The organism is Agrobacterium sp. 22-3639C2 (assembly GCF_053522105.1).
In genome coordinates, this window is the sequence record NZ_JBNWDB010000001.1 from 1,534,105 (window position 1) to 1,555,856 (window position 21,752).

Sequence of the window (21,752 nt, forward strand, 5' to 3'; positions counted from 1 at the left end):
ATACGCTTTGAAACTCAGGCCTGGATCAAGGCAATGCCACGGTTCTTGAACCCGAGTGTGACATCGCTTTCGGGCGGCAGGCTGGTCTCGACCGCATGGTCGATGATGAAGAGCGTGCCGATATCGGTCTCGACTTCATATTCGACGTGACCGCCGAGATAGGCACTGTGCAGCACCCGCCCGGCAAGTCCCTGCCCGCCCGATTGGGCGATGGAAATCGAACCCGGACGAACCGCGAGCTTTGCCGGGCCGGGTTTAGCGTTGCGTGCCGCAACACGATGATCGATCCCCCCAACGCGGATCAACGCATCGGCGCCCTCAAGGCTGACCACCTCGCAGCCGACGACATTCGCCTCGCCCATGAAGTCGGCGATGAAGGAAGAAGCCGGCGCCTCGTAGAGTTCCCGCGGCGCGCCTGACTGGGCGATCTCGCCCTCCTTCATCACGATGATCCGGTCGGAAACGGCCAGCGCCTCGTCCTGATCATGCGTCACATAAACGGCGGTAAAACCAAGCCGCTGCTGCAATTCCCGGATTTCGGTACGAACCCGGCGGCGAAGACGCGCATCGAGGTTGGAAAGGGGTTCATCGAGCAGCAGCACCTGCGGCTCCAGCACCAGAGCGCGGGCAACCGCCACGCGCTGCTGCTGACCACCGGAAAGCTCGGCAGGCAGACGATGTCCCATGCCGGCCAGCCCCACGAGCTTCAGACCTTCCTCGGCCTTCTCCCGTGCTTCCGCCTTGCGCAGTCCGGAGGATTGCAGGCCATAAGCGACATTGTCGAGCGCCGTCATATGCGGGAAAAGCGCGTAAGACTGGAAAACCATCGAGACATCGCGCTCATTGGCCGGCAGCATGGTCACATCCTTGTCGCCGATCAGAATGCGACCGGCCGTCGGATGTTCGAGCCCCGCCAGCATGCGCAGCGTCGTCGTCTTGCCGCAACCGGAGGGACCGAGCAGTGTCACCAGCGTGCCGGGTTCGATGGTGAGCGAAAGGTCGGGGATGGCGGTGAAGGCGCCGAATGTCTTGCGGACATTCTGAAAGGTGACCGAGCCGGGCTTTACGGAAATCATGCGGTTTTCTCCTGAGCGAGAGGAACGGAGGACGCGGACGGCAGTCCCGCGACGCGGTTTTCGCGGCGCAGGCGACGCTCGCCTACAATGAGCTGGAAGCCGGTGATAACAGTGATCATCACCACGATCAGCATGGAGGAATAGGCAATGGCGACACCGTATTCACCGTTTTCGACGAGACCGACGATGTAGGAGGTCGCCATGTTGTACTGGGCGCTGACGAGGAAGATGACGGCGCTGATCGAGGTAATCGCTCGGACGAAGGAGTAGACCAGAGCCGCCGTGATCGCCGGGCGCAGCAGTGGCAGGATCACTTTCCTGATCGTGCGGAAACTGTCGGCGCGCAGCGTCAGCGAGGCCTCATCGAGGCTTTTGTCGAGTTGGCTCATTGCCGCAATGCCGCCGCGCACGCCGACCGGCATGTTGCGGAAGACGAAGCAGGCGATCAGGATCAGCGCCGATCCCGTCATTTCCACCGGCGGCAGGTTGAAGGCCATGATATAGCTGACGCCGATGACCGTTCCGGGAATGGCAAAGCTCATCATCAGGGCAAATTCGAAGATGTTCCGACCGGCAAACTTCTGCCGCACGATGATATAGGCCGTCAGCAGACCGACGGCAGCGGTCAGCGGCGCCGACACCAGCGCGATCTCCATGGTGGTCCAGAAGGAGTTCCAGGCAACACCGGTCCAGGCGATCGAGCCGTTGGAGAAGCTGACGGAGAACGCGCGGATGTAGTGGTCAAGCGTCAGCGAATTGTCCAGACCCCAGGTCTTCACGAAACCGCCGACGAGGATCATGCCGTACACGACGATGGTGAAGACCATCCACGGCACGACGACGGCATGGACACCAATGGACAGGCCGCGTGGCAGCGCGATATGCGCGCCGCTGTCGCCCTTGCCGGTAACCGTGGCGAAGTTCTTGCCGGCCAGCCAGAAACGCTGGGCGAGGAAGGCCGAAAGCGTGAAGCACAGGAGGATAATGGCGAGAACAGCGGCGCGTGAAGGGTCGTTCTGCGAACCGACAACGGCAAAGAAGATTTCCGTCGACAGCACCCCATGCGTGCCACCAAGCACCAGCGGATTGCCGAAATCCGCCATGCTTTCGATGAAGCCGATGAGAAACGCATTGGCGAGACCCGGCTTCATCAGCGGCAGCGACACCCGCCAGAAGGTGCGCCAGCGGTCGGCGCGAAGCGTTTGCGACGCCTCCTCCATCGACGGGCTGACACCTTCGACGACACCGATCAGCACCAGGAAGGATATCGGCGTGAAGGAGAGCACCTGCGCGATCCATATGCCGGTCATGCCGTAGAGCCAGCGGCCGGGTTCGATGCCGAAGAGATAGGAAAGCCATTCAGTGACGACACCGGCGCGGCCGAAGAGCAGCGTCAGGGCAAGACCGATGACGAAAGGCGGCGTTATGATCGGCAGAACCGTCAGAAGACGCAGGCCCTTCTTGAACGGAAAACGGGTGCGGGTGGCGACCAGCGCGAAACCCAACCCAAGCACTGTGGAGCCGAAGGCGGTCATCAAGGCGAGGAAGAGCGTTCGCCAGGCAACGCCGCAGCGCTCTTCACCCGTGACACAGCCAAGGCTCCAGATGCCGGGATCCTTGATATTGCGGATGAAGCCATCGGCATTAAAGGAGCCATCGAAATCCTGAACGGATGCGATCAGCATGCTGCCGATCGGATAGAATACGAAAACGGTAACGAGGAAGGCCAGAATGGAAATCGAGCCGACGACAAAGGCATCGCCTTTCATCACGCCGCGTTCGGCAAGCCCGAAGGCAAAGAAAAGCACAAAGACCAGCGACATGACGACGGCACCGGCGCCCATGGCGGGCTGGCCATCGGAAAGCACGCCGAACAGGTTTTCACTGACGCTCCATGTCCAGCCGGTAAAGCCGATCGCCAATCCCTGCAAAATCAGAACCACGAGACCGGCAGCACCAATCCACGCAAGCAGCTTGCCCCGCAGCATCGGATCGCCAATCGGGCGGACAAGGCATCCGGCAAGGAAAAACAGGCCGGCACCGGCAAGCCAGGGTTTTCCATAAACCAATATTTGCAGCACACCGGGCGCATTGCTGGGGGAAGAGAGAAACTCAGACAGCCAGCGGAAGCTGAAGAAGCCGCCTTCAATGCGATACCAGGGAAGAAAAACCAGGGCAAAAGCCCCGAGCGCCAGGACAATGTTCAGCCTGCGATTGCCACGTGTCATGGCCGACCTCGCTTATTTCATGCCGATGAAAGAACGGCGGACATCCCGGCTTTCAAAAGCCGGGATGCCGATCGCCGGAGTTCAGATCAGTTTGCGACTGCACCGACCTCGCGGTCCCAGCGTTCCAGCAGCGCCTTGCGCTTGGCCGGGTCGCCATAGGTCTTGAAGTCGTAGTCGATGAGCTTGATGTCCTCGAACTTCGGCGCTTCCTTCGGCACTTCCGCGGTCTTGTTGGATGGAAGCTGGAAGGACTTGGCGTCCTTCATGCGTGACTGGACCTCTGGCTTCAGCGCCCAGTCGTACCAGATCTTGGCATTTTCGAGGTTGCGGGCACCCTTGATGATCGACATGGAGCCAATTTCGTAGCCGGTACCTTCGCAGGGCGCGATGGACTTGACGGGGAAACCTTCCGCTGTCTGCGCCACGGCATCATGCATGAAGACGATGCCGAGTGCCGTCTCGCCACGCGCTGCCGCCTTCACCGGCGCGGAGCCGGACTTGGTATATTGCGAGATGTTGGCGTTGAGCTTCTTCAGATAATCGATCGCCTGGTCTTCGCCCATGATCTGAACGAGCGAGGCAAGCGCCGTATAGGCTGTGCCCGAAGAGTTGGGATTGGCGATCTGGATTTCGCCCTTCAGTTCCGGTGCCAGCAGATCGGCCCAGCACTTCGGCTCCTTGTAACCCTTGGATTTGAAGATTTCGGTGTTGTAACCCCAGCCCAGCGCGCCGGCATAAACGCCGACGGTTCTGTAACCGGTGCTTTCCGCCTGTTTGACGGCCCAGTCCTGCAGCTGATCCAGCATCGGCGACTTGTATTCGAGCGTCAGGTTTTCGGAGGCCGCCTGCATGTGCGGATCGCCGGTGCCGGCCCACCAGATATCGGTCTTCGGGTTGCGGGCTTCCGCACGCACCTTGGCATAAGTTTCGCCGGAAGACAGGCGAACCATATTGACCTTGATGTCATGCGACTTTTCGAAATCGCCCTTCATCTGTTCGCAGATGACGACATCGGCAGAGCAGATCAGGTTAAGCTCGCCTGCCGCCTGCACCGATGTGGTGCCGAGTGCCGTACCGGCAAAAAGCAATGTGGAAAGTATCGTCAGTCGCATGGTTATCCTCCTGTAGCTTGCGTCTGAATGGTTCGGCAGTCCACAAACATGGCGCTGCCGGTCGCGGCATCTTGTGCTGCCACGCTGTCTGTCTTTTCGGTCTTGGATTGCTGACCCCTACTGGGTCGGGTGAATTTCGTTGTCGAAGCGGCTTAACAATCGACTTCGCTCTTCGGGTTGGCCAAAGGTGGCGAAGTCGTAATCCACCATCTTGATCATCGATATATCGGGCGCCGTCAGCGGCAATGTCGCCCGGGCGTTGGATGGCACCTGGTTCTGCCCCGCCTTTGCCCCGGTCGCCTGCCCTTCCGGGGTCAGCGCGAATTCAACGAAGGCCTGCGCCAGCGTATCGTTGTGGTTGCCCTTGACGATGCTGACCGCCCCGATCTCGTAACCGGTTCCCTCGCAAGGGGCGACGATCACCAGCGGAAAGCCTTCGATCTTCTGTGTCACGGCGTCATGCATGAAGGAAATCCCGATCAGAACCTCCCCCCGCGCCGCCGCCTTTACGGGCGCCGAGCCGACCTTGGTGTAACTCACCACATTCTGGTTAAGCTTGCCCATGAAACTGAAAGCCTCCTCCTCGCCAAAGAGCTGGACAAGCGTGGCAAGCATGGTGAAGGCCGTGCCCGAATAGTTCGGGTTGCCGGTCTGGATATGGCCGCGATAAATCTCCTTCGCCAGATCCTTCCAGCATGTCGGGGCCGGCAGATTGTTCTTGGCGAGCAGTTCCGAATTATAGGCAAAACCGAGCGCACCGGCATAGATTCCGGCCGATTTCGATCCCGACATCGCATTGAAATTCTGCGCCCATGGCAGCAGATCCTGCTGATGGGCGGGCTGATACTCTTCCAGAAGGCCTTCCGAACCCGCCTGCAAATGAGTGTCGCCGGTACCGCCCCACCAGACGTCGACAGTCGGATGGGCGCGTTCGGCACGAATCTGATCGAGGATTTCGCCGGTGCTCTTGCGAACCATCGAAATCTCGACCCCCATCCGCGCTTCGAAAGCCCGCTGCATGGTCACGCACCAAGCCTCGTCGACGCCGCACAGGACGTTCAACTTCGTCGCGGCCATGCCATGCCCTGCGCCGCACAGCCATAAGGCCATGCTCGCCGCAAGTGCGGTCAATGCTCTCAACTGAGCCTCCCTGCTTGGAACCTCCCCGTTCCAATCTCCGCCATTAGCATGTCACATCCTGACCGCACCGCAATCGAAGAATGGTTACCAATCTTTCCGAACAAGATTACAGATATTACAAATATGACAGGGCGGATAACCAGCTAGGCTTTGAAGATCGCGTCTGCCGCGCCTATGATGATGGCGGGAGGAATACGCAGTGCTTAATCAGAAGGTTCGCATTCTGATCGTCGAGGACGATCCGGATATGGCAGAGCTTATCTCGGACCTCGTCGAGGCCGAGGGCTGGCTGCCCACCTGCGCGCGCTCCGCCGAGGAAGCGGACGAGATATTGGCGAAGGACGTGATGCAGCTCGTGCTCGTAGACCACAACTTGCCCGGCACCTCCGGCCGCACCTTTGCCCAGAGACTACGCAGCAAGGTTGATATCGGCATCGTCATGGTAACGGCTGCCGGCAGCGCCGCCGACCGGGTTCTCGGCCTGGAAACAGCGGCCGACGATTATGTCGTCAAACCCTTCGAACCGATCGAACTCACGGCACGGATCAAGGCCGTTCTGCGCCGGACGATCCCCTCCTTAAAGCAGGAAAAGGACAGTGAGCGCGACCACGGCCGGGCAGCATTGCTCCTCAGCGACTGGGCGATTGATCTCAATGCCCGACAGGCGGTCTGCCTGACCGATCGCAGCAGAACGCTGACAAGTGCCGAATTCGCACTTCTGGAAATTCTGGCCGAAACGCCCAACCAGCCCGTCAGTCGCTCCCAGATCCTCGACAGGCTGGGCTCGGAAAGCGACCGCTATATCGATAGAAACGTCGATGTGCTGGTGCTGCGGCTGAGGCGCAAGATCGAGCGAAACCCCGATCTGCCGCGTCACATCAAGACGCGGCGCGGCAGGGGTTATGTGCTCCACACCGACGAGGGCGAGCTTTCTCCGTGATCAGCCGCTCCTTCCTTTCCTCGATCGCCTTTCGCCTGCCCTTTGCGATCGTCTTCATCTGCATTCTCGTCTTCAGCCTATCCGCCATCGCCATCTACGGCCTGCAACGCGCTCGCGATGAAATGGCCGCCTACGGCCTGCAGGCCTTTTCCAGCCTTGCCAAGGCATCGCTGGTTTCGCGGCAGGTCTCCGACCTCGTCTCGAGTGCACCTTTCCTGATGAATGCCGCCTCGCCCTATCGCGTCTCCAGCGAAAGCCGGTCAGTGGTCCAGCAGGTCGATATCCTGCTGGAGATGACAGGGCCAGGCAACGGTGATCGGGTCGCCCGCGGCTTTGCCAACGAGCGCATCGTCGAACTCCTTGAATTGATCAGAACACAGACGCTGGATCTGGCAAAGGATGCCGATGCGGCGCAGGGCCACAAGGCGGAAGCGGCAGCCGCGCTTGGCGAAATTGCCACGGGTCGCGGCATCACCGATCCCGAACTGCGCAGGCGGATGAACGGCATCGTGCAGGCCGCATCCGCATCCGACAGCCTCTTCCAGCTTGGTGAACTGCGCCGCCGCTATGTTGCCGAAACCACCGCGCGCCAGGAAGGTTATCCCGGAGAGCGGCTCCCCGTGGCCGAGCTGCAACCCTATGAGCGGGTCTTTGAAGCGCAGAGCCGTTACCTCTTGGAAATGTTTGCGATCCGCGCCTCGGTATCGCGGCTTCACATTGTGTCGCGCGATCTGTCTCATGTCACCGAAACCCAGAGCGATGCGGTTGCCCGCAGCCTCAACGAGGACCTGATCTCGACCTCGGACGCTCTGAGCCGGCTATTGGTCATCGTCGCAGTCGCTTCGCTTCTGGTTCTGGTCATGGCAACATTCTCGATTCGATCAGTGATGCGTGTCTCACGCGGGATCGCGACGCTTTCCAACGGCATGAACGCGCTCGCCAAGGGTGAAAAGGATGTCGGCCCGCCATCCTACACCGGATCGGAGACGGAACTGATCCGCCTGCTCGATGCTTTCCGGGCTTTCCATGACAGCGTCGATCGTGTCTCCCGCCTGCGGCGCACGGCGGAAGCGGCGGCCCGAACCATCCGCTCCACCTTCCGCAACATGAATGAGGGAATAGCGCTGTTCGATCCGACCGGTCGGCCAATCACCATGAACCGCCGGATCATAGAACTTGTCGGTCGTTCCGGCTCGTCGCGTAAGCTGCCGCTTCGCCGTTTTGTCGAACCGATACCGGAGATCGATCCCGCACTGTTCCCTTTCGAGAGCGGCCGAGGCGAGTTGATGGACCGGGCAGTCGTGCGCCATCGCACCGGAGATCAACGAGTGATCGAAGTATCGATGTCACGCCAGCCGGATGGCGGTATCGTGCTGCTCGCCCGGGATGTAACTTCTCTCGATCGTCAGGAGGCGGAGGCCGCAAAAGCCCAGAGGCTTGATGGCATCATGCGCATGACTCATCAGGTCAGTCATGAAGTGGGCAACATGATCGGCATCATCACCGGCAGCCTCGGCCTGCTGGAGCGCGAAACTGGTTTCAACGATCGCCAGAAACGCCACATCGCCCGTATCCGGAAGGCGGCGGATCGCGGCCGTTCTCTGGCCAGCAGCATGCTGACCATCGGCAGCCAGCAGCCCATTCATCCGAGCTGCATCAACGTCGCAAACCTGCTGCGCGGCATGGCCGATATCCTTGAGATTGCAGTCGGCCCGAAATGCCGGATTGCGCTGGAGATTGACGAGGATCTTCCCTCGATTGCGCTAGACCCTGCCCTCCTCGAGCAGTCCATCCTCAACCTTTGCCTGAATGCGGCAGCGGCCATGCCCGATGGTGGCCTGATCTCGATCAGCGCCGCTTCCGAGAAGGATGCACTTGTGATCGCGGTCACCGACGAGGGAGTGGGCATGACGCCCGAGGCGGTGGACAAGGCCTTCGAGCCCTATTTCACCACCCGGCAGGAACACGGCGGGGCAGGCCTCGGCCTTGCAATGGTCTACGGCTTCGTCCGGCAGAGCGGCGGCGAGGCGCATATCAGCTCGATGCCGGGCGATGGCGCAAGGGTACAACTGACTTTTCCGGTAGGCACCGACCACCTCCAGATTCGATAAGCCCCGAGAAGGCCTTCCAGGGGGAGAGGAATTCGTCAATCAATTGAGTTGTTAACTCCCGATCAACTCAGAATATTCACTGTCCGTTTCTTCCTGCTCTCTAGGATCACGCCATCCGAGTATGGGAAACAGTACCGTCGTGAAAAATCAACCAAAAGCTGAAGCCAGTGATCCGCAAGCGTACCTGACCGCGCGCCTTGCAACCGCACAGTCTCGTATCGAGAAGACCTTTCTCGAAGGCGGCTCCGTGCTCGTTTCAGTCATGGACATCCTGAACCAGCTCATCACCATATTGGACCGCATGACGGGTTCGATGGACGGCGATACCGCGGATGCGGCAGTGGCCAACATGCAAAAGACCATTGAGGACATGGTCCGCCTGCCGGAAACCGAACAGTTGCGACAGGCCGCCTTCGTTGAAATGAGTTCCCTTTGCAAGTCTGCAAACGGCCATGTCGATGATATCCGCGAGACGATCCGTTACCTGAAAACCTTTGCGGTCACAGTAAAGATTACCGGCGCAGGCATCGCCGAATTTTCCTCCTTTGCCGAGGAAATCCGCGAGCGCATCCATTTCGGCGGTACTGAAGTCGGCAAATTCGCGCAATATCTCGATCTCATGCACAAGCAGCTTGCCAGAGCGCGCGACGTCTCATCCGTCATCGGCGCCGATTTCGAAGCAACGATCCCCGGCATCGTCGCAGGTTTGAAGACAAATTCCGGTCGCATCGGCGAACAGCATCGCGCCATGACGGCCATGGCGGCCAAGGTGAAATCCGTCGCGCAGGGCGTGCAGGGCAAGATAGCGGCAACGCTGTCCTCCCTCCAGATCGGCGACATCACCCGCCAACGTGTCGAACATGTGCAGACGACACTCGCCCTGTTCAGCGATTATCTGAATTCCGAAGAGGCGCAGGCGTTAAATTCCGCCGAAATGGACGCTCTTTACGACACCGTTTTCGAGATGGTCAGCGCCCAGATCGACGAGATGGCAACCACCTTCCAGCAGGATTGCCGCAAGATCTTTGCAGGCATCTCAAGTTTCGCCGACGATGCCGCAACCATTCTTTCACTGCGCGACACCCTGGTGGAAGATGCTGCCAATGATGGCGGCAGCGCGTTGCAGCTGCTTGAGAAGGACATAGCAAAGGCGTGCGATCTGGCCGGGCGCGTTCAGGAAGGCATGGCGGATGCCAATGCGGTCGTCGCTTCCGTTACCGGTACCGCACAGGACCTGTTGCACGGCATTGAAGTGCTGCGCTCGATCAAGACTGAAATCCATTATATGGCGCTGAACTCAAACCTGCGCTGCTCGAAACTGGGCGACGAAGGCCGGTCGGTCAATGTCGTCAGCGGCGAGCTGCGGGTCTTTGCCGACAAGCTGGAAAGCCCGGCGGATTCGATCGTTGCCGATCTCCACCGGATCGAAAGCGTCATTACAAATCTGAAGACGGCTGAGAACCGGAGCGCCGGTGACCTGCGGGAACCATTGAGCGAAGCACTGGAAGCCATAAGCCACGCCAAGGGTCAGATGGAAACCGGTCTTCAGGATCTCGCCACGGAAGGTCAGGCCGTTTTCAGCCGCATCAGTGCCGCCGTGATCAAGCTCGATTTCGAAAGCGAACTCGGCGATGTCCTGAAAGAATGCCATCACGTGGCAAGCGGGCTGGCCGCCGGCGGCGCCGGAGACATTTCCGGCTTTGCGGAGAAAATCCAGCCGTTTTCGACATGCATCTACAAGATCTACACGATGGCGCAGGAGCGCGACGTGCATCTTCGCTACTTGCCGGTCGATCTTGCGCCCGGGCAGAAAGCACCCGCCACCGTCGAAGATGACGACGATCTCTTTGCCGACGCGCTTTTCTAGAGCGTATTCGATCTAAACGGGATCGATGGGGCGCTTTTACTGCGCCGGGTTCCCGGCGTCAGGCCGCCTGCATCAGTTTGCCAGGGCTTTTCTTGCTGGAGGCCTCAAGGAGACGGAGAACCTCGGCGGCAAAAGCTTCGGCATTCTGCAGAGCCTTGTCGAGATTGCTGACATGGCCGGCTTTCATCATATGCAGGCATCCATCGAATTCGAACATATCGCGAAACGCAGAACGTTCGAAAATCGGCGTATCGAGAACACGTACATTCCTTTGCGCCAGCAGTTCCCGTGCGGCCAGAAGCGCGCGGGTCGTGACCAGCGGATTGACGCGGGTCAGCACGACGGAATGGTCGATCCGGATATTCGCCTTTTCATCGAGATAACGCAGCAGCTCGAGCACCTGCGCCCCGCCCTGCGCATCCATGGTGCTGCCCTGAACGGGTATCAGCACATGGTTGGAGAGACCTATCGCAGTCGCGAGCAGGGGCGATTGCGCACCGGGCAGGTCGATGATCACATGATCGAATGCACGGCGGCTGTCGATGACATGCTGCTGTAACGTCGCCGCCGTCACATAGGTGATGACTGAAAAATCGACACGCGCATCGGCCTTTTCACGCCAGCGGGAAATCCAGCGCTGTGGATCTGTATCGATGACGCAAACCCGCGATCCGCGACGCGCCAGTTCGGACGCCAGGAGAAGAACCGCCGTGGTTTTCCCGGCACCGCCCTTGGTGTTCGCGAAGGTGATAACTGGCATGGCATGATCCGGAAAACTGGGCGGAGACTGTCATGCCTCGCGGAACGCACCTGTCGCATGGTGTTACCGCCATCATTGGCGAGTTTGGTTAATGCCGGGTAAAAAAAGGGTCGCGCCATCAGCGGCGGCGGTCTTCGGCCTGAATTTCCAGCGCGATCCTGTCGAGTGGCAGAACCTTGTCGACACCGCCATGGGCGATCGCTTCCTTCGGCATGCCGAAGACAACAGAGGATGCTTCGTCCTGCGCCACCGTGAAGGCGCCGGCCTGATGCATCTCCAGCATGCCGCGTGCGCCATCATCACCCATGCCTGTCATGATGATGCCCATGGCGTTGGCACCGGCGGCACGCGCGGAAGAACGAAACAGAACGTCCACTGAAGGCCGGTGTCGCGAAACCAGTGGCCCGGTGCGGACCGAAACGCGATAACGTGCACCCTGCCGCTCCAGCAGCATATGTCTGTCGCCCGGCGCAATCAGCACATGGCCGCGCAGCACCGGATCGCCGTCCTCGGCCTCCTTGATCTCGACATCGCAGAGACTGTTCAGGCGTTTTGCAAATGCGGCGGTAAATTTTTCCGGCATATGCTGAACGATCACGATGCCGGGTGAATTGGCCGGCAGCTTCATCAGCATTGCGCGCAACGCTTCTGTGCCGCCGGTGGATGCACCGACACAGACCACCATTTCAGTGGTGCGTGCCATGGCCTTGCCCGAAGGCGGCGGCAACACGGCATCGGCGGTCAGCTTGGCCTGCGGACCGCTTGCGGCAGCCGAACGCAGCGCCGCCCGCGCATTGCCGACGCGGGCGTGCGCCGCACTTTTGACGACCTCGCAGATGCGCGTGGCCTGCTCCGCCAGATGATCCGCAGCGCCTATCCTCGGCTTGAGGATGATGTCGACCGCCCCCGCCTCCAGCGCCTGAAGCAGGGTTTCCGATCCGGCCTCGGTCAGCGACGAGCACATGACTACAGGGATCGGTTTCTGCGACATGATCTTGCGCAGGAAGGTGATGCCGTCCATGCGCGGCATTTCCACATCAAGCGTGATGACATCGGGAATTTCTTCCTGGATGCGCTTGGCCGCAACAAACGGATCGGCAGCGGCCCCGATCACCTCAATGCCGGGATCGCTTTCGAGAACCTCCGTCAGGGTCTGCCGGACGCTGGCGGAATCGTCGACGATAAGAACGCGGATTTTTTTCGACATGGCTCTCTGCCGCTATTGCTTCTTGAAAACGGTATTGGCGACCTGCCGCAGGGGCAGGTCGATACCGGTTATCGTTTCGGAATGACCGATGAAAAGGTAACCGCCCGGCACCAGGCGCTTGCACAATTGGGTCAGGACGTGCACCTGCGTTTTTTTATCAAAGTAGATGAGAACGTTACGGCAGAAGAGAAGGTGCACCGCATCGCCGATCTGGTAGGTCGGGTCCATGAGGTTGAGGCGGGCAAAACCGATCTTGGAACGCAGCCGCGGCACGATCCGAACCTCCCTTCGTCCGGCATCGACCGACCGCATGACATATTTGCGCATCATGTCGGCCGGAACCGGTTCGAGCAGTTCACGGGCATAGATACCGCTATGGGCTTTCCTGAGCACATCAGTGGAAAGGTCGGTCGCAAGGATGCTGAAATTGTTGATGACCTGTTTCTCGGCCGCTTCGGCGAGCACCATCGCCATGGTATAGGGTTCCGCACCCGTCGAACAGGCGGAACTCCAGGCGCGGATACGCCCATGGCCTTCACCCGCAAGTGCAGGCAAAGCGAATTTCTCCATGTAGTCGAAATGGTTCGGCTCACGGAAAAAATCCGTCTTGTTGGTCGTCACCACGTCAATCAGGTAGATCGCTTCCTCTTCCAGCCCGTCTTCGCGGAAGAGGAAATTGCAATATTGAGCGAAGGTGGCATGCCCCGTGGCGCGAAGGCGCTTGCGCAGACGCCCTTCCAGCATGGTGCGCTTGCTGTCCGGCATCTTTATGCCGCTGTAATTGTAGATGTATTCGGCGAGCAGCCGGAAATCCCGCTGACTCAGGCCATCATGCGCGGAGCTGGCAGCAATGGAGGCATCCACGGGAAGGGCTCTCCTCATGCCGCCTGAACCGGTGTGCCGCCCTGCCGGGCAATGGCATTTTCTTCGTTCGAGAAAAGCTTTGCAAGATCGATGATGACGACGAAATCACCTTCCCGGCGAACCACACCTGCAATGTAGTCGGAGTTCCAGTGAACGCCGATATCGGGTGCCGTTTCCATCTGGTCGCGACGGAACGGCGTCACCTCGAATACCTTGTCCGCCACGAGACCTATCGCCAGCGTGCGGGATGGAAACGGAATATCCAGCACCAGCACGCGGGTATGGGGTGTCCGCACGCTGCGGCTCATTCCGAGCCGCAGCCGCAGATCGATGATGGGCACACCCTGCCCGCGCACATCTCTCAGACCCAGCAGATATTCAGGACTATGCGGAATCTTGAACGTGTCCTCATAGTCGAGGATTTCACGGACGACCGCGACGGATACCGCAAAGACCTCCTCACCGAGGCTGAATGTCACGAACTGGCCTTCTGAAGATGTGCTGGTCATGGTCAGGCGCTTTCGCGGAAATCCGCGTCGTCAGCATCGGGACCGCCCATGGACATATCCAGTGCGAAACCTTTGACGCGGGCTTGCTGGGCGCTGACGGTGTTGCCCGTCTGCGGTTTGCGAACGGGGGCCGGCTTCATCGCCGGACGCGTCGCAGCAGGCTTTGCGGCAGGCCGATGTGCAGCCTGTGCGGGGCGCGACGAGACGCTTGAGGTATCCACCTTGAAGAAGGCGATACTGCTTTGCAACTCTTCGGCCTGCGCCGCCAGCTCTTCCGAAGTCGCCGACATTTCCTCCGAAGCCCCGGAGTTCTGCTGCGTCACCTTGTCAAGCTGCTGGATTGCCTCGTTGATCTGGGAGGCGCCGATATCCTGCTCACGGCAGGCGGCGGAGATTTCGGCAACCAGCTCGGCGGTCTTGCGAATGTCCGGCACCAGACGGTTAAGCATGTCGCCCGCTTCGGTTGCCACCTGCACGGTCTCGCCGGAAAGCGAGCTGATCTCGCTGGCAGCAGCCTGGCTGCGTTCGGCGAGCTTGCGCACTTCCGATGCCACGACAGCAAAACCCTTGCCGTGTTCTCCAGCGCGCGCCGCCTCAACGGCGGCGTTCAGCGCCAGAAGATCGGTCTGGCGGGCAATTTCCTGCACGATGGAAATCTTCTCGGCGATGGTGCGCATGGCGACCACGGCACGGTTGACGGCTTCACCGCTGGCTTCGGCGTCCTTGGACGACTGACGCGCGATCTTTTCCGTTTGCGCGGCATTGTCGGCATTCTGCTTGATGTTGGCAGCCATCTCTTCCATCGAGGCCGAAGCCTCTTCGGCAGACGATGCCTGCTCGGTCGCGCCCTGGCTTAGCTGTTCGGAGCTGGCCGACAGTTCCTGGCTGCCGGAGGACACATTGTCGGAAGCGGAAAGCGCATCGGCGACAATGCCACGCAGGCGCTCAACCATCCGTTCCAGCGCAAGGCCGAGAGTATCCCTGTCGGACAGGGGTTTCGGCATGACGGTAAGATCGCCATCGGCAATCCGGTCGGCAATGCCTGCGGTATTGCGCAGATTGCCCGTCATCGTGTTGATGCGCGCAACGAGATCCTTGATCTCGTCATTGGTCTTGATCTCGACATTCTGATCGAGATCGCCGATCGCAACCGCCTCCGCCACGGTCATGATCTTGCGCAATCCGCTGCTGATGCCGAGCGCGATCCAGAATGCTGTCGCGATGGCGATTAGTACGGCAACGACCGATGCACTGACCAGCAGGGTGCGGGTCTGCTCATAGTCATCAGCCGCCAATTGCTTCGATTCTTCAAGACGGTCGCGGTTCATCTTGACGCCCTCGCCCAGTTTCCCTGTCAGGGCATTGGCAGCGTCACGGCCCTTGCCGGACGAGTACGACGCGGCGAGCGACGTATTGCCCTGCGCAACCAGTTCCCGGACGTGATCATCACTGGCCTCGAAAGCCTTGGTGATGGCCTGCAGATCCGTCCAGAACGCACGCGTCTCGGCGCTGGCGGTGGCTGCCATATCATTCAGCATGGCCGTCAACTGGTCGCGAGTTTCGTTACCGGCCGCCTTGAAAAGCTGGGTTTCCTCCGGCGAAGCAGCAAGGATGATATTCTTCTGCGACCGGACGGTTGCCAGCGCCAGTGCGTTCATCTGGTGAACCTTGTCGAGGCGCACGACAGTACCGTCGACCACATCGTCCATGGCATTCTTGGCGATACCGAGGCTGTAGATGCCGTAGCCGGCCGTTCCGGCAAGCATCAGGATCAGAAAGCCGAAGGCAACCGCCAGCTTCATCTTGATTGTAAATCGCATCTCAATGCTCCTTGGAAAGTTCGATGACGTTGCCACGCGCGCTGGACGAAACCGGTCCGGACTCGCGATGCCCCGTGAAAATTGCTGTCAGATTTGGAAGAATGACGAACTCGCTGCCGCGTTTGATGAGGCAATGGATGTAATCCGCCCGCCACCGCATGCCGACGCTCGGCGGCGGTTCGCTGGCTGCCCGGCTGAACGTGGTCACCTCGTTGACCTTATCGGTCCTGATGCCGATCAATGCCGGCTCGCCATCAAACGGCAGTTCTATGACGACGATACGGCTATCAATGGTTCGCTCGGTGGCTTCCATGCCGAAGGCAAGACGGATATCGGCCAGAGGGATGACCTTGCCCCGGAAGTTGATAACACTCGCCACAAAGGCTTTAGCACCGGGAACGGCGGTTTCGGGCAGAAGATCCAGAATTTCCCGAACCTTCACCGCCTCGATGGCGAAGGTCTCGCCCGCGATGTTGAAGGTTAGAACTTCCACGGCGTCGGACACGCCCCAAAATTCGTCCGTCTGCTTCAAGAGAGACTGGTTCATCCCGCGGCCCGCAATCGCGCCTCCTGCTGTTGCCCCGCCATCACCAGATGTGCGACATCGAGGATAAGGGCGACATTGCCGTCACCGAGGATGGTCGCGCCGGAGAATGTCGCGACGTCATGGTGCAGTTTCGACATGGCCTTGATGACCGTCTGGTGATCGCCGATGATCTGGTCGACCACAAGCCCGACCCGCTCGGAGCCGGTGGAAATGACGACGATCTTCTGGAACTGATCCGGCTTGGTTCCGGTGTTGAACAATTCGCGCAGGCGAATGAAGGGAACGAGGCTCTCGCGCAGTGAAATGAAGGACCGGCCCCGCGAACGAATATCGTCGTCAGGCGACAGTTCGAGGCATTCCTCCACCGCCGGCAGCGGAATGACGTAACAACCATTGCCGACCCGCACCAGCAGGCCGTCGATGATGGCCAGAGTCAACGGGATCGCCAGCGAAACTTCCGAACCCGCGCCCGGCGTGCTGGTAACGCTGATCGTGCCGCGAAGGGCCTCGACACTCTTTTTCACCACATCCATGCCGACACCACGGCCGGAAAGACTGGTAACTTCAGAGGCTGTCGAAAAGCCCGGCTGGAAGATCATCTGCAGCAGTTCCTGATCGCTGACCTGCGCGTTCGGAGCCAAAAGGCCGGAAGCCTCAGCTTTTGCCCGGACGCGCTGGCGATCAATGCCACGGCCATCGTCACGGATGGTGATCGTCACATCACCGCCCGACTGGCGGGCAATGAGGGTGATCCGCCCCGTCGCCGGTTTGCCGGCCGCCACACGCTCATCGCTTTTTTCGAGTCCATGGTCGCAGGAGTTACGGACAAGGTGCACAAGTGGATCAGCCAGGCGTTCGATCACCGCCTTGTCGACCTCTGTGCCTTCGCCCTCGGTCTCCAGCTCGATCTGTTTACCCGTTTCCCGCGCCAGGTCATGGATCAGACGGCGGAACCGACCAAAAAGCTGGGCGATCGGCACCATTCGCAGGACCATCATCGTATCGCGAAGTTCTCCGGAAAGACGTTCGACATCCTCCGAAACAGAGCGCAAAAGAATATCGACGCTGCTACCCGCCAGCTGCGAAAGGCGGGACTGGGCAATGACGAGTTCACCGACCCGATCCATCAACTCGTCAAGTCTTTCGGCAGGCACCCGCACGTTTTCGGCCGCCTTGCCGCCCTTCGGATCGGCGGCGACCTTTCTGGCTTCCGGCAGGATCTCGGAAACGGGGAGCTCTTCTTCGACAACCGCTTCGATTGCGCGGATATCGATCTCCATGTCATCCATCACGAAGATGAAAACGTCGTCGATTGCCGATTGCGGCTGCTCGGTCGTCAGCCGGACTGTCCAGCCCAGATGGAGATCGCTCGGATTAAGTGCATCGAGAGACGGCACCGTCGAGGTGTCGGCAACGATTTCACAATCGCCGAGTTCGGCCAGTTCATCCAGCAGACCAAGGGGATTGGTTCCGTTTGCCATGGCATTGACGGGCAACCGGAACCGGATTTCCCAAGTGGCAGCTTTTGCCTTTGCCTGCTTCCTGGCGAGATTCTGCGCCGGAACATGTGTCAGGACACCGCCATCGCCACGAGTGCCGACTGCCGCACGAAGCTTGGCGAGCAGCTGCTCTCCAACATCACCCTGCACACCGTGCGGATTGTCGACCAGCGCCTGCATATGATCCTGCGCTTCAAGAACGGCTGCGACCAGTTCGCTGGTTGCCGGAACCTCGCCCTTGCGCACCCGGTCAAAGGCGGTTTCGCAATGGTGGGTAAAGGCGGCAAGCGCCTCGAACCCGAACATTGCCCCGGACCCCTTCAATGTATGCAGTCCGCGGAAAACGGCGTCGATCTGATCCTGATCGGTCAAATCGTGAAGCAGATCGAGAAGGCCCCCCTCGATTTGCTCGAAAAGCTCCGCAGCCTCCGTTCTGAAAACCTGAATAGGGTCCAGCGTCGTCATTTTCCGAGGACCTTTCTGACGATCTTGACCAGATGTTCAGCATCGAAAGGCTTGGTCAGCCAGCCGGTGGCACCGGCGGCCTTGGCGCGCGCCTTCATGTCCGCATCGGATTCCGTCGTCAAAAAGATGATCGGAATGCCGGTATGAGCCGGAGATTGCCGAAGCGCCTCAATCATCTCGAGACCATTCATGTTCGGCATGTTGAGATCAGTGACGATGAGGTCGAAATTCGCGGCCTTCGCCTTGGCAAGACCGTCCTGCCCATCAACGGCCTCGGTAATCTGGTAGCCCGCGCCTGTGAGGGCGATCTTCGTCGTCATGCGAATGCTGGCGGAATCGTCGACCGTTAAAATATGTGCGCTCATGATATGTCCTTTCCATGCAACCAGAACTGGCGGGAGGCTTCATCCATCCGCGACAGGAAACCGCCCCGCCGCAATGTCTGCAAAACCTGACCGTCAGCCGGCTCTTTCAATGTTATCGTCTTGTTGTTCTGCGCCGCGAAATTGCGCGAGGCTTCCATCAGCTGCACGAAGCTCAAATCCGCATCCGCATCCTTGGGCACCTCGACCACCAGCCTGTCGGTGTCTTTGAGACGGTCGAGAAGAAGACCGTGTGCCGACGCAATCGACCGTATGGAAAGCGCTTGCGGCATCTTCAGTGTGTCGTTCGTGGTTTCATCAAACATGGGGAGTCTCCCGAACGGTTTCGGTGTGCATGCCGCCATCCGCCCTGATCGGTTGTTCTTCCGGTGTTTCGAGGCTCGGCACTTCGATCTCCAGAACGCCGTGACCCGTCATGAGCCTGTCGATCAGCGTCCATTGGCGCTGGAACGCCGCGACGCAGGCGGGATCGAAATGGCTGCCGCTATGCGCGACAACATGCGCATAGGCCTCTTGGGTCGACCACGCCTTCTTGTAAGGGCGCTCGGAGCAGAGAGCCTCAAAGACGTCCGCAATGGCGACGATACGGGCTTCCAGCGGAATGCCATCGCCCGACAAGCCGTGCGGATATCCCGTTCCATCCCATTTTTCGTGATGGCCGCCTGCAATCGCCTCGGCTATGCGCAGCAGATCGGATGAACCGTTTTCGAGAATTTGCACGCCGATACCGACATGTTTTCGCATTTCGGTGATCTCATCAGGCGTCAGGCGACCCGGCTTCAGCAGCACGCTGTCGGAAATTCCGATCTTGCCGACATCGTGCAAGGGTGCCGCGAGATAGATCATGCGGCAATGCTCGTCATCGAGGCCGAGATCCTTTGCCATCAGCATGCTGATTTGCGCGACGCGGGAAATATGGTCGCCGGTGTGGCCGTCGCGGAATTCGATGGCCCGCGCCAGGCGCCAGATGATTTCTTCTTCGCGGGCCGCGAGTTGCCGGGTGGCCTTGCGCACCTCATCCACAAGGCTGCGCGCCTGTCCGGCAAGATCGCGCTGCGCCTTGCGCAAGGCGAGAAGGTTGCGCACCCGCGCCTTCAGCTCCACCGGGTCAAAGGGCTTGTGGATGAATTCCGTGACACCGCTCTCTATCGCTTCGATAAGGACAGGCCGGCCTCTTTCCGATGTGATCATGATGACAGGCACATGCGCGAAATGCTCATACGTATTCAGTGCCTTGAGGAGCTGTATGCCGTTATATTTCGGCATCGTATAATCCACCACAAGCAGATCGACCGCATTGTTGCGGCAGAATTCCAACGCCTCCGTGGGATCGGTGAAGCCCACGATGGTGCCGACATCCGGAAGCCCGCGGACCGTCGCTTTCAGGGCAACAAGAATCGACTTGCTGTCATCGACCAATACGATTTGCACTTGTCCTCGCTATCATTGGATTGCGGGCGAATAGACGCGCGAACTCCTCGGCTTTCACCGAGCGAATTCAACGGATCTGGAAACATTTTTTTGGGAAAAGACGACCGCGTCATGTGGTCATAAAAATGAAGCGCCTGCGCGAAATTCGCCTGCGAAGACAACTTCTTATATGAATAAATTGACCAGATGTTGGTTAACAGCGACTTAAGTGTGACTTATGAATACTTATAGTGAAGCGCCATCATCAGGCCTTCCAACGGGAATGTGATCCTGTTGCGTGGCGCCGCAGCCTCTCGGGCTGATGCGCAGACGCGCCACTAATCCTTGTTAGTATTTCTAACCTACGGAGAAGATTTCGGCCGATTGTTGCAGCGTTGATCCTCGAATAGCCTGAGACCAGAATTGGTATCAGGCAAAAGAGGGAACGATGTTGAAACGGCAGGACAAGATCAAGCTCGGAACCTTTGTTTACACGTTCGGCTTCCATGCAGCCGCATGGCGGCACCCGGCAAGCAAGGTAACGGCAGCAACCGACTTCAGCCACATGTTGAATGTGGCCAGAATTTCTGAAGCTGCCAAATTCGATTTCATGTTCCTCGCCGATTCCGCTGCGGCTGCCGTTGGTGACCCCGACGCCCTGGCGCGCAGCCCGACCAAGCAGAACCGGTTCGAACCGCTTTCTCTCATCTCGGCACTTTCGGTGATGACGGAAAGACTGGGTTTGGTCTCGACGGTATCGACGAGCTATTATGAACCCTTCAATGTCGCCCGGATTTTTGCGTCTATCGATCAGCTGAGCCGGGGACGCGCCTGCTGGAATGTCGTCACCTCCGATCATGACGAGACCGGCTACAACTTCAATCGTCAGGGTCTCGATCCTCACGCCGTCCGTTACGAGCGCGCGCAAGAATTCATCGACGTAGTGTTCGGCCTATGGGACAGCTTTGAACGCGACGCCCTGCTGCTTGATCGCGAAAGCGGCGTTTATTATGACAAGGACAAGCACCATATCCTCAATCATGTCGGCAAGCATTTTCAGGTGCGCGGCCCCCTCAACATTGCGCCTTCCGAACAGGGGCGGCCTGTTATTGCTCAGGCCGGAGGCTCCGAGGCCGGAATGAACCTTGCTGCACGGACGTCTGAAATCGTCTTCAGCCTGGCATCCAACATCGAGAGCAACAGGGCTTTCTACCAGAACGTCAAAGGACGTATGCCGGCATTCGGTCGCGATCCCGAAGATCTCAAGGTCATGCCGGGAATTGTCGTCAATGTCGGAGAGACCGAGGCCGAGGCGAAGGCAAAAGTCGATTTTCTCATCGACAGCCTGCATCCGGACGTGGGTCGGTTGATGCTTTCGGAGTTCCTCGAAGCCGACCTTCGTGGCGTCCCCCTCGATCAACCATTTCCGATGGACCGGCTGCCCGCCGAGCCGAAAGGCTCGCGCAAGATGTTTGACCAGCTCGTCGAGTTCGTCAAACAAGGACAGACAGTGGGACAATTGATCCGCCACTACGCAGAACGCCACACCGGAAACGGAATAACCGGGACACCAAAACAAATCGCAGACTACATGGAAGAGTGGTTCGAAACCCGTGCCGCCGACGGTTTCATTCTTATGTTCCCGACACTTCCCGCAAGCCTGGAAGATTTCGTCCGCCTTGTCTTGCCGGAGTTGCGGCGACGCGGACTGTTTCGTGAGGAATATGAAGGATCGACGCTGCGCGAGAACCTGGGGCTTTCGATGCCTGCCAACCGTTACACGGCCGCCAAAGGCGATAAAGAGCGCATCTGAA

18 protein-coding genes are annotated in these 21,752 nt (G+C 59.3%); 4 read left to right on the forward strand and 14 right to left on the reverse strand.

All coding sequences use genetic code 11. The annotated features are described in order from the left end of the window. Positions 1–14: 14 nt before the first annotated feature. From ACQZ6D_RS07675 to ACQZ6D_RS07690, 4 genes are all read right to left on the reverse strand, one after another. Entirely contained in the window at positions 15–1,076 is a 1,062-nt protein-coding gene (locus ACQZ6D_RS07675; protein WP_003514159.1) for an ABC transporter ATP-binding protein, read from the reverse strand. Next, positions 1,073–3,304, reverse strand: coding sequence for an ABC transporter permease (locus ACQZ6D_RS07680; RefSeq protein ID WP_065658625.1), 2,232 nt, complete (start codon positions 3,302–3,304; stop codon positions 1,073–1,075). Before ACQZ6D_RS07680 ends, ACQZ6D_RS07675 begins: the two co-directional genes overlap by 4 nt. Before the next feature lie 86 nt (positions 3,305–3,390). Beyond that, positions 3,391–4,416 carry an ABC transporter substrate-binding protein gene (locus tag ACQZ6D_RS07685; protein ID WP_113157452.1) on the reverse strand — a complete coding sequence of 342 codons (1,026 nt, stop codon included), beginning with the start codon at positions 4,414–4,416 and terminating at the stop codon, positions 3,391–3,393. Positions 4,417–4,533: 117 nt separating this feature from the next. Beyond that, on the reverse strand, positions 4,534–5,526 hold the full coding sequence (locus ACQZ6D_RS07690; RefSeq protein WP_174065759.1) for an ABC transporter substrate-binding protein: 993 nt from the start codon (positions 5,524–5,526) through the stop codon (positions 4,534–4,536). Positions 5,527–5,755: 229 nt separating this feature from the next. On the opposite strand from ACQZ6D_RS07690, the gene ACQZ6D_RS07695 reads away from it, so the two are divergent. The 3 genes from ACQZ6D_RS07695 to ACQZ6D_RS07705 all read left to right on the forward strand — a co-directional run bounded on the left by ACQZ6D_RS07695 (position 5,756) and on the right by ACQZ6D_RS07705 (position 10,474). Continuing rightward, positions 5,756–6,496 (forward strand): response regulator transcription factor, encoded by a 741-nt coding sequence (locus tag ACQZ6D_RS07695; RefSeq protein ID WP_003514167.1) that lies wholly within the window; start codon positions 5,756–5,758, stop codon positions 6,494–6,496. Beyond that, positions 6,493–8,607, forward strand: coding sequence for a sensor histidine kinase (locus tag ACQZ6D_RS07700; RefSeq protein WP_019565038.1), 2,115 nt, complete (start codon positions 6,493–6,495; stop codon positions 8,605–8,607). The genes ACQZ6D_RS07695 and ACQZ6D_RS07700 overlap by 4 nt, the downstream gene beginning before the upstream one ends. Positions 8,608–8,746: 139 nt before the next feature. After that, positions 8,747–10,474, forward strand: a complete 1,728-nt coding sequence (locus ACQZ6D_RS07705; protein ID WP_448729752.1) for a chemotaxis protein — start codon at positions 8,747–8,749, stop codon at positions 10,472–10,474. Positions 10,475–10,532: 58 nt separating this feature from the next. On the opposite strand, the gene ACQZ6D_RS07710 is transcribed toward ACQZ6D_RS07705, so the two are convergent. From ACQZ6D_RS07710 to ACQZ6D_RS07755, 10 genes are all read right to left on the reverse strand, one after another. Then, the gene (locus ACQZ6D_RS07710) at positions 10,533–11,234 is read right to left on the reverse strand and encodes a ParA family protein (RefSeq protein ID WP_013636809.1); all 702 of its coding nucleotides are present in this window, start codon (positions 11,232–11,234) and stop codon (positions 10,533–10,535) included. 118 nt (positions 11,235–11,352) lie between these two features. Then, the gene (locus tag ACQZ6D_RS07715) at positions 11,353–12,441 is read right to left on the reverse strand and encodes a protein-glutamate methylesterase/protein-glutamine glutaminase (RefSeq protein WP_035198754.1); all 1,089 of its coding nucleotides are present in this window, start codon (positions 12,439–12,441) and stop codon (positions 11,353–11,355) included. Between the two features lie 12 nt (positions 12,442–12,453). Beyond that, positions 12,454–13,323 carry a CheR family methyltransferase gene (locus ACQZ6D_RS07720; RefSeq protein ID WP_013636811.1) on the reverse strand — a complete coding sequence of 290 codons (870 nt, stop codon included), beginning with the start codon at positions 13,321–13,323 and terminating at the stop codon, positions 12,454–12,456. Next, the gene (locus ACQZ6D_RS07725) at positions 13,320–13,814 is read right to left on the reverse strand and encodes a chemotaxis protein CheW (RefSeq protein ID WP_003514179.1); all 495 of its coding nucleotides are present in this window, start codon (positions 13,812–13,814) and stop codon (positions 13,320–13,322) included. The genes ACQZ6D_RS07720 and ACQZ6D_RS07725 overlap by 4 nt, the downstream gene beginning before the upstream one ends. Before the next feature lie 2 nt (positions 13,815–13,816). Beyond that, positions 13,817–15,634, reverse strand: coding sequence for a methyl-accepting chemotaxis protein (locus ACQZ6D_RS07730; protein ID WP_448729753.1), 1,818 nt, complete (start codon positions 15,632–15,634; stop codon positions 13,817–13,819). Position 15,635: 1 nt separating this feature from the next. Further along, positions 15,636–16,181, reverse strand: coding sequence for a chemotaxis protein CheW (locus ACQZ6D_RS07735; protein ID WP_003514184.1), 546 nt, complete (start codon positions 16,179–16,181; stop codon positions 15,636–15,638). Continuing rightward, a complete protein-coding gene (locus ACQZ6D_RS07740; protein ID WP_003514186.1) occupies positions 16,178–18,145 on the reverse strand; it encodes a chemotaxis protein CheA in 1,968 nt (655 codons plus the stop codon). Before ACQZ6D_RS07740 ends, ACQZ6D_RS07735 begins: the two co-directional genes overlap by 4 nt. After that, entirely contained in the window at positions 18,142–18,510 is a 369-nt protein-coding gene (locus tag ACQZ6D_RS07745; protein WP_013636814.1) for a response regulator, read from the reverse strand. The genes ACQZ6D_RS07740 and ACQZ6D_RS07745 overlap by 4 nt, the downstream gene beginning before the upstream one ends. Beyond that, positions 18,507–18,833 carry a hypothetical protein gene (locus ACQZ6D_RS07750; protein WP_111798695.1) on the reverse strand — a complete coding sequence of 109 codons (327 nt, stop codon included), beginning with the start codon at positions 18,831–18,833 and terminating at the stop codon, positions 18,507–18,509. The genes ACQZ6D_RS07745 and ACQZ6D_RS07750 overlap by 4 nt, the downstream gene beginning before the upstream one ends. Further along, entirely contained in the window at positions 18,826–19,959 is a 1,134-nt protein-coding gene (locus ACQZ6D_RS07755) for an HD domain-containing phosphohydrolase (RefSeq protein WP_448729754.1), read from the reverse strand. The genes ACQZ6D_RS07750 and ACQZ6D_RS07755 overlap by 8 nt, the downstream gene beginning before the upstream one ends. A gap of 430 nt (positions 19,960–20,389) precedes the next feature. Between ACQZ6D_RS07755 and ACQZ6D_RS07760 the strand changes: the two genes are divergently transcribed. Next, positions 20,390–21,751, forward strand: a complete 1,362-nt coding sequence (locus ACQZ6D_RS07760) for an LLM class flavin-dependent oxidoreductase (protein ID WP_111804656.1) — start codon at positions 20,390–20,392, stop codon at positions 21,749–21,751. Position 21,752 lies beyond the last annotated feature (1 nt).